Origin of the sequence: Sediminispirochaeta smaragdinae DSM 11293, from assembly GCF_000143985.1 — a bacterium.
Classification (GTDB): domain Bacteria; phylum Spirochaetota; class Spirochaetia; order DSM-16054; family Sediminispirochaetaceae; genus Sediminispirochaeta; species Sediminispirochaeta smaragdinae.
On record NC_014364.1, the window covers coordinates 2,578,818 to 2,594,441 of the forward strand.

Here is a 15,624-nt window from a genome sequence, read left to right on the forward strand (position 1 = left end):
GAGTAAAACGTGGAAACTTCGTAAGCGGTAATTTAATTTCTTTCCAGTCTCTTCTGCCAGAGGCAAAACCCGTTTACTCCTTCTCTATTCAATGTACTATTGGCTATACTTACCCACGAGTCAAATCAGAAGCCCTCCCAGCCCTCCTCCGATCTTCTAAATTAGCCGGGCAGCTTCTCTGTCCAAAACTACCGTACAACAGGGATGGACTTGAAGAATAGAAGCTGGAATGGCCTCGGTAACAGGGTCCGATATCAAACGCTTAGCAATCGAAGCCTTTTGCTCACCCTTAATGAGCAATACAATCTCCCGGCTGAGCATGATAGTTCCCAATCCCATAGTAATTCCTTCCTCGGGAATCTGTGAAAAAGATGACTTATGATATTTTTCGGACAGAACCATTCTTGTTCCCTGAGAAAGAGAAACCCGATGTGTAGTTGATGCAAAAGGGGTTCCAGGTTCATTAAAACCAAGGTGGCCATTATTACCGACTCCAAGTATTTGTAAATCAATTCCTCCCATCTTCCTTATAAGCACATCATACTTTTCACAAACAGATTCACAAGTAGAAGCACCCATAGTCAGAGGACCGAACAAAGAAGAACGCTTCAAGATTCCAGCATCAACAAAAGCATTTTTCAAGCGAGTAAAACAGCCAATACTATCATTTTCCTGGAGTCCCCAATACTCATCGACAGCCAAACCCTGTAGTTCTTGAGTTTTTAAACCTGTAAATTTCACCATATCTGCAAAAACCTGGTACAGACTTTTGGTCGTATTACCGGTAGCTAATGCTATTACCAATCCGGGATTCAACATTATTCGTGATGCCATAATCATAGCAACATAAGCATCTACGTCGTTCTTACTCTCTCTAACAACTATATTCATAGTGTCTTCTCCTTTGAAGCTCCTATACCATCAAAGGCAAGTTGCGCAGCCCCAATAATTCCAACTGTACTCACACCCAATTCTGAAGGACCCCAAAATTTCAAAGTCTGTAGAGGAATTGGTGCAAGGTGATCATATAATTGCTCTTTTACCGATTGCAAAAATGCAGTCTCGTGAGCCAGTGAGCCACCAAATACCACGGCCTCTGGGTTAAAAATGGTTATCAGATTATGAACGGCAAGAAATAATAGTGTTCGAATTTTCTCTATCTGACGTATTGCAAGATTATCCCCTGCTTCCGCGAATTTGAATAGGGCAGATGCTGAATAGTTAAATTTTGCAGGATCCTCTGAAAACTTATTTCGGTTATTCATCAAGAAAGTCCGAATTCCTATACCCGAAACCTCAGATTCCAATGACTTTGCTTTTCCATCATACGCAAGTATATTGTACCCTAGTTCTCCCGCATAGTTAGACCCACCTCGAATCAAGATACCATCATTGACAATCCCCGCAGCAATCCCTGATCCAAGATTTATATAAATGAAATGCCGAAAAGACTTTCCCTTACCCAAAGCTTGTTCAGCCATTGTTGCAGCATTGACATCGTTGTCAAGAAAAATGGGAATTTCTGACCGACTGTGGAATATATCATGCATATTAATACTCTGCTTCAAAAAAAGGTTCGAAGAATTTAACCAAGTTCCACGAGCCGGATCAGTATGTCCCACAACTCCAATTCCAATAGCATCATATTTATATTGATGTTTTTTATTGAAATTTATGTATGCCTTTTCCAATATCGATTCAATAGAAGAATTCTTCTCTTCAGTTTTCCGGGAAGTCAAGGTCTCCATCGTTACAATATGTCCTGGAGCATCAAATAGGCCAATGGCTATTTTTGTTGCTCCTACATCAATGCCAAGAATCAAAGGGATTCCTCCCTCTCCGTATTGCTATTCGAAGCACAAGAACCTAGAGCCACAGAAAGCATATCTCCTTTCTCCCATGGACTATCCGAACCTTTCGTTAAGTTCTGGGAATACACTTCCAAATCAGACAGTGTCACGGTTTTACGACCTTTCAATTCAGAAAGCTGAGCACAATTAATGATACTGATGGTTTTTGCTGCTATATCTGTATCAAAGAAGGCTCTATCAGTTGTATCACGCTTTATACGGGAGAGGAAATGTAATATTTCTGCTTTAAAAGAGAATGCTTCAGACTCTACCGATTGAACAGGAAGCAAACGGTTCCCAAATGGATTTCCTATTTTAATGTATTCATTATTTTCATCATCCATATAATTAATTGCATATCCCTTTGACCCTCTTATTTCAAGATAACCGTGCACATCACTCATATCTGCAGCAAAATCAGGGACTGCCCATGTTGCTTCAATAAAAACAGTCGCCCAATCATTGGTCTGTGGATCAATGTAGCGGATCTTAAAATGAGCATCATCATCTATCTCCACGCGCTGCATCTGAGAATTGATAATCCTGGTAGGTTCTTTAGTCTGTATTTGCATTGAGCAAACATCGGTTGGTATTTTGTCAAATCCAAGAATAAACCAGGAGGAAAAAATGGCGTGAGAACCATAATCCATGATACTTCCCCCACCACTTTCCAAGGGATTCCAAAACCATTCTGCCCTCTCAGAGCTACAAGTTCCTCTGGCAAGCCTGATGTCCTGGATCGTTCCTAGAATTCCACTCTCCACAATATTGCGCATCTTCAAGTAACGAGGAATAAAAATATTATCATCGTTAAGCTGAAATATCGCAGTCGATTTTTTATGTGCATCCACAACAGCCTGTGCCTCAAGCCATGTTCGTGCCATAGGCTTTTCAGTCATCACATGGACGTTATGCTGCAAAGCCAACGCAGAATACCACGCATGATAACGTACCGATGTACAGACATCAACCACATCCACTAATGCTAGCAATTCTTCTGCAGATGAACAAACCTTGATATCATGATCAACAGGCTTTCCCTGTTCCTGCGACATCCGAATATAGATATTTTTCGCCTTTTCTGCCGCCTGTTTATCTATATCATAGATGGCCACCAAATCAGTCTGATCAAGTTCAACATATATTGGAAGATGGGCGTGAGTAAATATATTGCCAGCTCCAATACAACCTATTCTTACACTCTGTTTCATCTCATTTACCTCTCGTTTTATTCTTTGACAGATCCATCAGTCAGTCCACTAATAATTTGTTTCTGGAAAATAATAAAGAACACAATTATTGGAATTACAAACATAATTATTGCAGCAAATAAAGCAGTATAATTTGTATTGAATTGGCTTAAAAAGTACTGTAACGCTATTGGCAGTGTTCTACTCCTGTTTCCGGTAGTTAATATAAAAGCAAATAAGAATTCTTGCCAGCAAAGAATAAATTGCAACACAGCAGCTGTTGCATATCCTGGAGAAGATATCGGCACAATGATCTTAAAAAAAATCTGTGGAAAAGAAGCTCCTTCCAACATTGCTGATTCTTCTATTGCCTTTGGAATTGTCTTGTAATAACCCAAGAGAATATACAGAGTGATCGGCAAACCCAATGCGATATATACTAAACATAAAGCCGTCTTTGTATCATATAGTCCAGTTTTTATGACAAGCATATATATGGGCTGTATGAGAGCAGTGGCTGGAAGAATCAGGGAAACCGACAGAATTAAAATAATTACATTTCTTCCACGAAATTTGAATCTTGCCAAAACATATGCTGACAAAGCCAGAATTATAATATTCCCCAATACGCCAAAGAGTGTGACCAGTATACTATTCCGGTAAAACAACAAGAAAGGAGATATTTCAAAAGCTAACTTGTATCCATATAAGCTTATGCTCTTCGGTAAACTCAATGGAGCATCAATAATTTGGTATGTTGTTTTGAATGAAGACATAAGGACCCATATCAATGGATAGAGAGACATACATATCACAATTATAATAAAACAATAGCCAAGAATCTGACTAAAAGATTTTGTTATTTTCCCTGATAATTTGTTATTCGGCATCTTTATTTACCAAAAAAAGTCGATTGATTCCTAAAATAATAAGGATACCAAAAACAATTAGCAGAACTCCAATTGTATTTGCATAACCATAGTTATTTTCCAACAGGGCAGTCTTATAAAGATATAAAGGAAGACTCAATGTCACATTGCCAGGACCGCCCTGGGTTGTCACATAAATAAATTCAAATTCCTTCAACATTGAAGTAGCAGATAATATGATGCAGGTACCAATCATTGGCTTAATCAAAGGAAGAATAATATGAATTTTGATCTGAAAATCAGAAGCCCCATCAATCATAGCAGATTCAAGAATCGATTGTGAAATTGTAGCCATTTGCGCATGAATAAGTAGCATGACAATAGCCGCAAAAAGGAACCATCCCAAAGTTACGGTAAAAAACGCCGTTGATGGATCAAAAAACCAGTTCTGCGTGAACTCAGGATTAATAAACCTTCGAATAAAAGAATTGACCAAACCGTATTGGGGATTGAATACAAAGAGAAAAATCATTCCCCTTACCACAGGAGAAATGATGTTTGGAATCATATAAGAAATGGAAAGAGCATTCCAAATCCGTTTACGCCTGAATGCCAAAAAGGCCAGCAAGGTCCCCAAGGCTACATGTAAAGTCGACTGAATCAAAACCCAGACAACGGTGTTTAAAATAGCTCTTCTTGCGTTGTCATCCTGAAATAACAAGCGCTTAAAATTATCAAGTCCAACAAATGTCAGAGGCTTTGAGAGCCGCCAATCTGTAAAAGCTGTGGCAATTACCGTCAACAGTGGTAATCCATATATTGCTATAAACAGTAAAAGCGTAGGCAAAAGAAATAAAATTATCCAGATGATAGCTTTATCATGTTTCATTGTTCTTCTTCCACTTCCAGCCCACCCATCCGCTATAAGCAATAGCAGGACAGGTGGGGTATACTCACATTAATTATTCTTTGCAGTTTCTGTCAGTTTTCTAGCAAAATCTTCCGGTGAAAGAGAACCATTTGCAAGCAAAGGATACAATACCGAAAGTTGGTCGGTAACATTTGCATACCATGCCGCCTGAGGATATTGATAAAAATATTTTGCATCTTTTGAGAGTCGAAATAAATCTGCTACAAGGGGATATTTTTCCTTAATTACATCTGTCATTTCCACTTTTGGAGACTCTGGTGACTCTCCCGTCAATTCGAAGTAGTGCTGCTGTGTCTCTGGCTTTGTGAGAAACTTAAGAAATTCAACAGCTGCATCTGCCTTACTTTTGGTTTTTGAACAGCAAAAAGCTCCCTTCGCGGCGGACATAAACACCCCGCCTTCAGGATATATAGCAATACCAACTTTATCGGCAAAGCCTTCCGGGGCCTTATTGGGATCAGAAAAGTCTTTCACCATCCAGGTCCCATTGGCGATGATCGCTGTTCGGCCGCTGAAAAAATTCACGGCTCCATTTTCGTACTTTCCCCCAACAGCATCACCAGTGGTATAGTTCTGAAAGAATTTTTGAATAGAGGCAACACTTTTAATAAACTCTGGAAACTCATAATTAACGGGCTGCTGCCTATTCATAAAATCATTACCAACTTTTCCACTCGTGCCAACCAATGAGCTCAACCAGAGAGAGGTAATCCAGCCTGAATCACCTGTATCAAGAGAGAGAGGAGTAATTCCCGCATTTTTGAGCATATCAAGCTGCTGAAAAAACTCACTCCATGTTTCAGCAGGCTTTTTGATACCAGCTTTCTGAAAAAGTTCTTTATTGTAATAATAACCAATTAAGCGCTTAAAATAAGCTACTCCCATGACTTTATTATCAAAGGTGTTATATGCTAGTGTTGCAGGATCAAAGCCTGAATTCCACACAGGGTCTGCATCTAAATAAGGTGTTAAGTCTACAGTTTTTCCAGCTTCAACACAAAGGTCCAACAAATTGTAACTTGAGAACACAACATCAGGTAGTTTATCGGTAGATAATAAAACCTTAATTTTATCCACGTAATTCTGCTCACCGGGGACTTCCTCAACATTCACCTTAATCGTTCCCTGGTGAGTGTCTGAAAATTCCTTTAACGCCCAGTCAAAAAATTCAGCTGCAGAATGTGTGCCCACATAAGGAGAAAGGACCTTGATTTCAACAGGGGCAGAAGCATCTTTTGCCTCTTGAGTCCCCGCACAGAAAACCATTACAGGAGATAATAACAGTAGCATAACACATACCATTACCCCAACTTTCCCTCTTCTTTCCATAACAAACCTGCCTTTTCTTTTATTTTCATAAGCGTTAACAACGCTATCAGTTATTACCTGCCAGAGACTCTTTCAGAAACATTGTGAACGAATTGTCTATTGCCATCATTGCCGATCCAATAATCCCTGCCTCAGATGAGGCCGAAGCACGTAAATCAACATTGAACCTGAGGAGCTCCGAGGTACGGCGGCACATCGCTTCAATAAGATCATCGCCCAGAATCTGGGCAGTTATTCCGCCTAAAACCATGAGATCGATATCTAGTAAGGCAATAATATTTGCTAAGCTCACACTGAGGTTATCTACCAGATAACTAATAATTTCCTGCTTGATATCTTTGCTGACGTTGTTTAAATCCTCGGGTGATTTAAACCTCCAAATCTCCTGAAGGGCCCTTAAACCAACCAAGTCTTCGATCTGTACGACTCCATCTTCTTTGCTTGTCAGCATATGGCCTATTTCCCCAGCTGAAAAATGGAAACCGCGTCTGATGGAACCGTCCAGTATAAGACCAGAACCCAAGCCTGTCCCAAGGGATATATATCCTAAGTCCGCATCAACCGGCAAATTTCGTAAGAAAAACTCCCCTATCGCTTCTGCATTAACATCATTCTCAACAAAAAGAGGAAAACCAAAGATATCGCATATACTTTTCGAGACTTCATGATACGGGTACCGTATATCCGGATTGTAAAAGGTATGGATATTTTCCGATTCAGAATCAGCGATCTTCGGGATTGCCATACCAACCCCAAGAACCTTCGAAGTTGGTATGTTAGATTTATCCAAAATTTCGCCAATTATGGGAAGCAAGAATTCTGCCGATATCGATCCGATGCTATCAAGCCTGTCATAATACCGCACATCCGAAAAGATGATCTCACCACCAAGGGAAACTATTCCAATACGCAGATACTGACCATCAAAAAGAATTCCCAGTGCATACGCAGCCTGAGGATTGAATTGCAGTTGTTCCAATTTCCTGCCTGGGCCTTCCTTTGTTAATTCCCCCAAGACCTTCAATATTTCTTTTTCCTCAAAGAATTTTACAATCTTCATGACTGTGGGAGAACTGACAGATATTTCCTTCTGAATCATCGTTCGAGTGACAAGCTTTTTCCTACGAATAAATTCAAAGACCCGTTTACGATTGTTATCTCGCATACGCGTAGCCGGATAATCAGCCATTTCTACTCCTTTTATTTTTTAAGTTAATTAATAAATTATATTGTTACGGCTGTCAAGTAATTTCTTCTACAATTATCCACATTTGGGACACACGGAAAGCACGACCCCTCAAATCAGAAATCAAGCAGGTTCCAGCTTCTCTTTATCTTCGCCTCCGTACTTTCCGGTCGTAATCCAGATGACGCAAGGGTTTTACCGCAGATGGTAGCCCTGGCTATTCATTTCAGCGGCGGCGCAGGACTCATAGTCGTTCTCATCAAGGGGATAATCCCAGCAGCCCATGCGGTGGTAGAGCTCACCGCCGAAGCCTCGTTTGAAGCGGTAGAGGCCGTAGAGCGGATGAGAGGGATCGGCTGAAGGAGAGACGCCGAAAAGGTCGTATTCAAGACAACCGGCGGCCTTGGCCTCCTGTATCGCACGCCATTGAAGGGCATAGGTCGCCATGAGGTTTCTTTTGACCGAGGCAGAGGCTCCATAAAGGTAGGTGGCACGTTTTCCGGAAAAAACGAGAAACATGGCGGCCAGTGGCGTTTTTTCAGCCTGGGCAATTAAAAAACGAACTCCGGTATTCGAATCAAATATCGATCGGTCGATTCCGAGCAGATCCTTAAAATGAGTTTCCCGGTGGTGGAATAACCTGTTGCGCCGGCAGGTTTGGCTGTATAGATCGTTCCAGATCGGAAGGTCGTCAAAACCGCCGACTCTCACCGTCACCCCTTTCCTTTCGGCGAGTCTGATGTTGTAACGGGTCTTCGGGCGCATTTCCGCCATAAGGGTCTGTTCGCTTTTGCGCAAATCGAGAAAGATGGTATTAGTGGGGAGAATGTTGGTATTTGCCTTCCGCAGATTCCAATTCCGGGTGGCGAAATTGATTCGCAGCTCCTGACTTTTCTTCTTGGGAGGCCCCAACCAGTTTCCTTCAGGGTCGAAAAAATCGCTGTCACGGGCCCAGGGGGATTCCCACTTCAGATCAAATCGGAGAAAGGCACAGGTCTCCGGCAGGTGGCTGCGCAGCCCTTCGGAAAGCTCTTCAAGCAGTATCCCTTCTTCCTCCTGTTCGGGAAGGATCTCAGGTCCATAGGGAACATAGGCGACAGAGACATCATCCGAAAGCCTGCGGTGGAGCAAAAGGAGGGTCTCCTTATCGAGTGAACCGTCGCTTTTTCGAACAGAAAGCTCGAAGACACGGGAGGCTATCCCCTGACGGGCCTTAACCAGAGACCAGAAGCGTGTTTGCTGCAGAACAGAGCTTTGATACAATTCGTTTACCGATAGATCTTTAATTCTGATATCCATACAACATACTACTCTACCGGAAAAAAAGTTCGGCCGCTACCCGTCTTGATTACGGAACCTCTTTTCGATAGGCTTTCCGCCTGTATGGATGATCTACAGCCCTGCCCTTTGTGCGGGCATTCCCCTTGCAAGATTTTCTCTGAAGATAAAATGGGACGCTATTACCGATGTTATTTCTGTTCGACCATCTTCCTCGATCCTGCGACCCTGCCTCAACCGGAAGCCGAACGTTCACGCTATGCGCTCCATCAAAACCGCCCCACAGACGAAGCTTACCTCGCCTTTCTCAGGCGCTTGGCCGATCCCCTTTGCCGTCTCCTCAACGCCGGGGCCGGCGGACTCGATTACGGCTGTGGCCCGGTCCCCGTCCTGGCCAAGTTGCTTGAACAAAAGGGTATGTCGATAGCATGCTACGATCCCTTCTTTTTCCCGGAACAATCAGTCTTAGAGCATCGGTACGACTTCATCACCTGCTGCGAGGTAGCAGAACACTTTCACCGGCCGAAGGAAGAGTTTTCCCGTATGGCACAGCTGCTGCGGCCAGGCGGCATCCTTGGCATCATGACAAGCTTTTTTCGGGAAACGATCAATTTTGTCGATTGGTACTATCGCCAGGATTTCACTCACGTTTCTTTTTACACAAAGAAGAGCATGGAATATGTCGCAGATCACTTCGGTTTTGAAATTCTCAAGGCCGAAGCGGACCGCAATGTTCTTTTTTTACAAAAACAGTAGGGTAATCCCCTCTTGCGGCAATTTCCTCTTCCTGTGATACTGGTTCCATGGATTCGAGGAAGCATCTCCTGAAAGAAACCGTGCTTTTTCTTCTTTTTTCCGGGCTATTGATTTTCGTCTTTTCCAGGATTTCGGGAAATGTCCGTTACGATTGGCAGTGGTATCGGGTGAAACGATACCTCTTTACCGCAGCAGAAGGCCGGTTCACCTTCGGCCCCCTGCTGCGGGGGCTTGGGGTGACCCTGTGGATCTCCCTCATCAGCCTCCTCTTTTCGTTTCTCATAGGGACGCTTACACTCCTTGCCAGACTCTCCGAGGGCATCGTCGCACCGGTGATCGCCCGGCTTTATGTTAGCCTTATCCGCAACACCCCGCTTCTGATTCAGCTTTTTTTTATCTACTTTGTCATAGCACCGGTTTTCAATATTCCCGCCACCCCTTCGGCAATACTGGCTCTCTCTCTTTTCGAAGGAGCCTATACCTCAGAGATCCTTCGGGGGGCAATTTTTTCTATCTCAAAGGGGCAATGGGAAGCAGCCTATTCCCTCGGTTTTTCCTCGGGTGATCTCTACTGCCGGATCATTTTGCCCCAGGCTCTCAGAACCAGCCTGCCAGCTCTTGCAAATCAGGCCATCAACACGGTAAAGGATTCGGCGCTGGTAAGCACCATAGCCATCTACGATCTCACCATGCGCGGCAGGGAGATCATTTCCGAAACCTTTCTCACCTTCGAAATATGGTTCACCGTTGCCGCCATCTATCTTCTCATTACATTGGGGTTACAATTATGCATACACCTGATCGACCGATCATTGAACTCTCGTCGATAAGCAAAACATTTCCAGGCGGAGTGAGGGCTCTCGACTCGGTAAGCCTTACCGTCAAGGAGGGTGAGGTGGTGGCCGTCATTGGCCCATCGGGATCGGGAAAGAGCACCATGTTGCGCTGCATCAACGGATTGGAAGAGATCGATTCGGGAACAATCGTCGTCGACGGGATTCCCCTGGACGAAAAACCGGCAAACCGCCTCACCATCCGCACCGAGGTGGGAATGGTCTTCCAATCCTTCAATCTTTTTCCCCATCTCTCTGTGCGTGAAAATATCGATATCGCACAGATACGGGTAAGAAAACGCTCTGCCGCCCAGGCGGAAGAGCGGAGCCGTGAATTGCTTGCCAAGGTTGGGCTGACCGACAAGATAGATGCCTATCCGTCACAGCTTTCGGGAGGTCAGAAACAGCGGGTGGCTATTGCCCGTGCCCTTGCCATGGACCCGAAGGTGATGCTTTTCGACGAGGCGACCAGTGCCCTCGATCCGGAAATGATCGGTGAGGTGCTCCAGGTGATGCGTGACCTCGCGGCCGAAGGAATGACTATGCTTGCGGTCACCCACGAAATGGGCTTTGCCCGGGAGGTTGCCAGCCGTGTCCTCTTTCTCGATGAAGGGGCTGTCATTGAACAGCAGGAGGCAAAGGCTTTTTTTCAGCGGCCATCCCAAGAGCGGTCCAGGGAGTTTCTCCGTAAAGTATTTGACTTCAAATAGTCAAATACATACCATTTATATAGGTTTTAAACCAAAACACTTAAGGAAGGTTTTTATGAAGAAAAGCAGAAGCTACGTTCTCATGCTTATCTGGTTTGTCGTCCTCCTTTCCTTTTTCACTGCCTGTGGGGCTCCTCCCAAAGAAGAAAATACCGCAGAGAATGAGTCTCAAAGGAATGGAGGCCTGATCGACGAAATTTCCCGCCGTGGTGTTCTGAAGGTCGGCATGTCTACCTTTGTACCCTGGGCCATGAATGACAAGAACGGCCAGCTAATCGGCTTTGAAATCGATGTGGCCAAGCGTCTTGCAAAGGACCTCGGCGTTGATGTCGAGTTTGTTCCCACCAAGTGGTCGGGGATCATTCCTGCGCTTTTGACCGGAAAATTCGATGTCATTATCGGAGGAATGGGGATTCGTCCGGAGCGAAGCCTGAAGGTCAACTTTACCATCCCGTATGATTACTCGGGGATGGCCATCGTGGCAAATAAGGAAACGGCCCCGGGATACGGCTCTCTGGAGGAGTTCGACAATCCAGATGTCACCGTTGTGGCGAGAATCGGTACTACAGCAGCCGATGCCGCCAAGAAATATATGCCGAATGCCAATATCAAACTCTTTGATGATGAGGCCCAGGCGCTTCAGGAGCTGAAAACAGGCCGTGCCCATGCCATGGTGGCCTCGGCTCCCCTGCCTGCCTTCCAAGCCATCGAAAACTCAGATACCCTTTATCTACCCATACCGGGGACCTTTACCCGCGAACCCATCGGCTTTGCAATACGCAAGAGAGAGGCCGACGCCCTGAACGTATTCAATAGCTGGATACGGGTGGTAGATTCCGAGGGGTGGCTTGCAGAACGGAAAGCCTACTGGTTTGAATCCAGGGATTGGCAGTCAGCATTGGAATGAAAGTTTCAGCAACACGTCATCAGCTCTTTCATGCAAAAACGAAGAGGCTTCGTATCACCGTCGACATTGTGTCGGCGGTGGTCATTCTTCTTTTCGTCGCGCTTTTTCTTTTTCGTTCCTCACAGGTGATGCATTACAGATGGAACTGGAAGCCGGTAGTCGCTTCATTTTTCAATCCACGGGGAATCTTGCTTAAGGGATTTCTCACCACTATCCGATTGTCGATCTGGTCGAGCATCATCGCCTTCTTCATCGGTACCGTTGTTGGTGTTGGACGATTGGTACGCAACCGCTTTTTCAGGCTGCTTTCAGGCCTTTACGTCTCACTTATCAGGAATCTGCCGCCTCTGGTTTTGGTCTTTATCTTCTACTTCTTTTTCTCAAGCCAGCTTCTGGATCCCCTCGGTATCGATCAGGCCGCACGAAATGCCGCCCCTTTGGTCCAAAGGTTGCTCTCGATATTTTTATCGCAGCCTTCCAGGCTTACCGCCTTTCTTTCGGCAGTCGTCACTCTGGGTATCTACGAAGGCTCCTACATCGCCGAAATCATTCAGTCGGGAATACGCTCGGTTGATAGGGGACAATGGGAGGCCAGCTACAGCCTCGGACTCTCATCCTTCGATCGTACGCGGCTTATCATCCTGCCTCAGGCGGCACGAAACGCCCTCCCTGCCCTTACCGGACAATTCATTTCAACCATGAAGGACTCATCGATTGTTTCGGTGATTTCCATTGCAGAGCTCACCTTCCAGGGGATGGAATTGACGGCATCAACCTATCGTACCCTTGAGATTTGGAGTGCCGTTACCCTTCTCTATTTTCTCTTGACCTTCACCGCCTCCATCCTCTCTTCGAGGATAGAAAGCGGTTTACGAAAGCGGTTTTCCGATTAAGCCGGAGCTCTGGAGCCCTCGATTCAAACAGACGAAGCGGCCGCATATGTCGTCAGAAGTCAGAAAAACCGAGGGTTACTCCCTACTCCCACTCAATGGTAGCGGGGGGTTTACTCGATACATCGTAGACAACCCGGCCGATTTCCGATACGGAGTTTGTGATAAGCGAAGAAATTTCAAGCAGGTCCTTTGTATCAAAGGGATATACGTCGGCGGTCATTCCGTCATGGCTGACAATCGCCCGAAGGGCAAGAACATAGCCGTAACGCCTTGCATCCCCTGTTACCCCTACCGACTTGATCGGAAGAAGAACGGCAAAGGCCTGCCATATCTCGTCGTAGAGCTTCCGGCGATGGAGTTCCTCGATGAATATGGCATCCGCCTCCCGCAGGATCCTGCACTTTTCCCGGTCAACCGCCCCGAGGATTCTCACTGCAAGGCCTGGCCCGGGAAAGGGGTGGCGTCCCACCACACTCTCGGATAGGCCGATAAGCCGCCCAAGTCGTCTGACCTCGTCCTTGTAGAGTCGGTCCAGGGGTTCGATGATCATACCGGCGTTTCGCTTTGCCTCGATGAGGGGGCTGCGCACATTGTGATGGCTTTTGATTACCTTGGCGTTCTTGCCGACCCCCTTACCCGACTCTATCAGGTCGGTATATAGGGTGCCCTGGGCAAGGAAATAATCCCCGTCGATCTTCCCGACGATGTCACTCTTCTGCACCTCGACAAAGAGGTCTCCAATGATCCGCCGTTTCTCTTCGGGATCATCGACCCCTTCCAAAGCATGTAAAAATCGGTCACCCGCATCGATGATCGAAAGATGGGTAGCACCAAGGGCCTCAAGGCTTTTACGCACCGCTTCGGTCTCACCTTTGCGCATGAGCCCCGTATCGATATACATCAGGTGCACCTTTTCCGGATCAAGCGCCGAAAGCAGGACACCGGCAACCACCGAAGAGTCGACCCCTCCCGAGATAAGAAGAAGAACAGGATGGTCGCCAACCCGTTTTTTGATGGAGGCAGAAACCTCCTCGAGGTAGCCCTCCATACTCCAGCCCTTATCGGCACCACAAATACCAAAGACAAAATTCTCAAGGATCTTAATCCCATACTCACAATGGGTCACTTCGGGATGGAACTGAAGGCCGTAACGCCTCTTTTCGGGATCTTCTGCCGCAGCTGGATGGTCTGCACTTCGTGCGGTAATCTGAAAACCCTCTGCAACTTCGGCGATGCTGTCTCCATGGCTCATCCAGCTAATAAAGCCCTCGGGAACCCCATCGAAGAGTTTAGAGGGCTTGGGAAAGCGCAAGGCGGCTCTACCATACTCTTTCTTTGCCAGTCCAAGGACCGATCCCCCGAAATCGGTGGTCATCCGATGAAAACCGTAACAGATACCGAGAATAGGCAAACCGCTTTCATAGGCACTGGGATGGACAACAGGAGCACCCTCTTCATAGACCGACCAGGGAGAGCCTGAAAAAATCAGGCCCTTCACATCGGAGAGGATGTTCGGCGAAAGATTGGTCTCGGGAGCGACAATATCACTGTATACACCAAAATCCCTGATCCGCCGTGCAATAAGCTGGGCCGTTTGCCCGCCGAAATCTACAATCAGGATCTTGTCCACATGTCCTTCCTGATCATGGTCTCGTCTCTGTTGTAACCGACCGAGACGATATCGACATTCGTTTTTGTGAACTCTTCGATAAAGGCAATATATGTTTTCGCCTTCTCCGGAAGATCCTCATACTTCGCCACCTTCGTAAGAGTTTTCTTCCAACCGGGGAAACTTTTTACCACCGGCTTGATTCGATCAAGAGCGGAAGCGGTGGAAGGAAAATCGGTGATGGTCTTTCCGTCAAGCTCATAGCCCACACAGACACCGATCTCATCCAGGGTATCGTACACATCCAGATGGGTAAGGACCAGCGAATCGATGGAATTGGTCCGACATGCATAGCGTAGAGCTACCAAATCAAGATAACCGCAGCGCCGAGGCCGTCCCGTGGTTACCCCATACTCCCTGCCGATCTCACGTACCATATTCTCAAGAGCACCCTCGGTTTTCGGATCGAATTCGCTGGGGAAGGGGCCGTTTCCAACCCTGGTTGTGTAGGCCTTGAAGACACCCATCACCCTGTCGATTTTCCGAGGCCCGACTCCGCCTCCCATGCTCGCCCCGGCGGCGGCACTATATCCCGAACTGACAAAGGGATAAGTCCCTATATCAAGATCGAGAAGCGCCCCCTGAGCCCCCTCGAAAAGCACCCGCTTCTCATCGTATTTCACCATGTAGGCTGCAAGATTGATACTCATCGAATTGAGCTTCTCAATATAGGGTGCGAGAAATTCCCGCTCATTGTCCCGAAGGCTTTTGAGAAAATTCGCCTCTGTGAGGTCACCGACCCGGATACCGTCTCTGTTCGCCTTCTGAGCATAGGCAATACCGATACCGCGCCCTGTCGTTCCTATGGGATTTCTCCGTTTTGCATCGGTGGTCTTATCGATTTCTTTATAATCGGGCAAAACGAGGTGTGCTCTGTCACTGATATGCACACGTCCTTCCCAATCGACCCCCTGCTCTTTGATGGTAGCGAGCTCGGAAAAGAGGGCCTCAGGATCGATCACCATACCCGAACCGAGTACGACGTGCTTTTCCGGATAGACAATTCCGGAGGGAACAAGATGCAATTTATAGGTAATATCATTTGTTACAATAGTATGTCCGGCATTAGCACCACCGGAAAAACGAACGACAAGGTCCGCCTCCGAGGCAAGATAGTCAACAATTTTTCCTTTTCCTTCGTCACCCCATTGGGCACCGATAACAACAAGATGCATAGCGTCCCCCGACTCAAAAATATACGATAATGATGCCAGAAGGGGCCG

Annotated in this window: 15 protein-coding genes; 5 read left to right on the forward strand and 10 right to left on the reverse strand. The window is 46.1% G+C overall.

Features of this window, described 5'->3' with window-relative positions; translation table 11 throughout:
- Window positions 1–156: 156 nt before the first annotated feature.
- The 8 genes from SPIRS_RS12130 to SPIRS_RS12165 all read right to left on the reverse strand — a co-directional run bounded on the left by SPIRS_RS12130 (window position 157) and on the right by SPIRS_RS12165 (window position 8,654).
- The gene (locus SPIRS_RS12130) at window positions 157–891 is read right to left on the reverse strand and encodes a glucosamine-6-phosphate deaminase (protein ID WP_013254978.1); all 735 of its coding nucleotides are present in this window, start codon (window positions 889–891) and stop codon (window positions 157–159) included.
- Window positions 888–1,823, reverse strand: a complete 936-nt coding sequence (locus SPIRS_RS12135; protein ID WP_013254979.1) for an ROK family protein — start codon at window positions 1,821–1,823, stop codon at window positions 888–890. Before SPIRS_RS12135 ends, SPIRS_RS12130 begins: the two co-directional genes overlap by 4 nt.
- Window positions 1,820–3,061: a Gfo/Idh/MocA family protein gene (locus tag SPIRS_RS12140; protein ID WP_013254980.1), complete on the reverse strand. Its 1,242-nt coding sequence runs from the start codon at window positions 3,059–3,061 to the stop codon at window positions 1,820–1,822. The genes SPIRS_RS12135 and SPIRS_RS12140 overlap by 4 nt, the downstream gene beginning before the upstream one ends.
- Before the next feature lie 17 nt (window positions 3,062–3,078).
- Window positions 3,079–3,816: a carbohydrate ABC transporter permease gene (locus SPIRS_RS12145; RefSeq protein WP_216086388.1), complete on the reverse strand. Its 738-nt coding sequence runs from the start codon at window positions 3,814–3,816 to the stop codon at window positions 3,079–3,081.
- Between the two features lie 103 nt (window positions 3,817–3,919).
- A complete protein-coding gene (locus SPIRS_RS12150) occupies window positions 3,920–4,798 on the reverse strand; it encodes a carbohydrate ABC transporter permease (RefSeq protein WP_013254982.1) in 879 nt (292 codons plus the stop codon).
- A gap of 69 nt (window positions 4,799–4,867) precedes the next feature.
- On the reverse strand, window positions 4,868–6,169 hold the full coding sequence (locus SPIRS_RS12155) for an ABC transporter substrate-binding protein (protein ID WP_013254983.1): 1,302 nt from the start codon (window positions 6,167–6,169) through the stop codon (window positions 4,868–4,870).
- Between the two features lie 46 nt (window positions 6,170–6,215).
- Window positions 6,216–7,358 (reverse strand): ROK family protein, encoded by a 1,143-nt coding sequence (locus tag SPIRS_RS12160; protein ID WP_013254984.1) that lies wholly within the window; start codon window positions 7,356–7,358, stop codon window positions 6,216–6,218.
- Window positions 7,359–7,550: 192 nt separating this feature from the next.
- The gene (locus SPIRS_RS12165; protein WP_013254985.1) at window positions 7,551–8,654 is read right to left on the reverse strand and encodes a lipid II:glycine glycyltransferase FemX; all 1,104 of its coding nucleotides are present in this window, start codon (window positions 8,652–8,654) and stop codon (window positions 7,551–7,553) included.
- 150 nt (window positions 8,655–8,804) lie between these two features.
- Here SPIRS_RS12165 and SPIRS_RS12170 point away from each other — a divergent pair, with 150 nt between their 5' ends.
- From SPIRS_RS12170 to SPIRS_RS12190, 5 genes are read left to right on the forward strand one after another with little or no spacing between them, the layout of a single operon-like run.
- Window positions 8,805–9,389 carry a class I SAM-dependent methyltransferase gene (locus tag SPIRS_RS12170; protein WP_148224179.1) on the forward strand — a complete coding sequence of 195 codons (585 nt, stop codon included), beginning with the start codon at window positions 8,805–8,807 and terminating at the stop codon, window positions 9,387–9,389.
- Between the two features lie 47 nt (window positions 9,390–9,436).
- Window positions 9,437–10,219, forward strand: coding sequence for an amino acid ABC transporter permease (locus SPIRS_RS12175; protein WP_013254987.1), 783 nt, complete (start codon window positions 9,437–9,439; stop codon window positions 10,217–10,219).
- A complete protein-coding gene (locus SPIRS_RS12180) occupies window positions 10,177–10,932 on the forward strand; it encodes an amino acid ABC transporter ATP-binding protein (RefSeq protein WP_013254988.1) in 756 nt (251 codons plus the stop codon). The genes SPIRS_RS12175 and SPIRS_RS12180 overlap by 43 nt, the downstream gene beginning before the upstream one ends.
- A 55-nt stretch (window positions 10,933–10,987) precedes the next feature.
- Complete coding sequence (locus SPIRS_RS12185) at window positions 10,988–11,839, forward strand: transporter substrate-binding domain-containing protein (RefSeq protein ID WP_013254989.1); 852 nt, start codon at window positions 10,988–10,990, stop codon at window positions 11,837–11,839.
- On the forward strand, window positions 11,836–12,732 hold the full coding sequence (locus SPIRS_RS12190) for an amino acid ABC transporter permease (protein ID WP_013254990.1): 897 nt from the start codon (window positions 11,836–11,838) through the stop codon (window positions 12,730–12,732). The genes SPIRS_RS12185 and SPIRS_RS12190 overlap by 4 nt, the downstream gene beginning before the upstream one ends.
- Before the next feature lie 82 nt (window positions 12,733–12,814).
- Here the strand turns inward: SPIRS_RS12190 and guaA are convergent, their stop codons facing one another.
- Window positions 12,815–14,362: a glutamine-hydrolyzing GMP synthase gene (guaA, locus tag SPIRS_RS12195; protein WP_013254991.1), complete on the reverse strand. Its 1,548-nt coding sequence runs from the start codon at window positions 14,360–14,362 to the stop codon at window positions 12,815–12,817.
- Window positions 14,347–15,576, reverse strand: a complete 1,230-nt coding sequence (gene purA / locus SPIRS_RS12200) for an adenylosuccinate synthase (RefSeq protein ID WP_013254992.1) — start codon at window positions 15,574–15,576, stop codon at window positions 14,347–14,349. The genes guaA and purA overlap by 16 nt, the downstream gene beginning before the upstream one ends.
- Window positions 15,577–15,624: the final 48 nt, after the last annotated feature.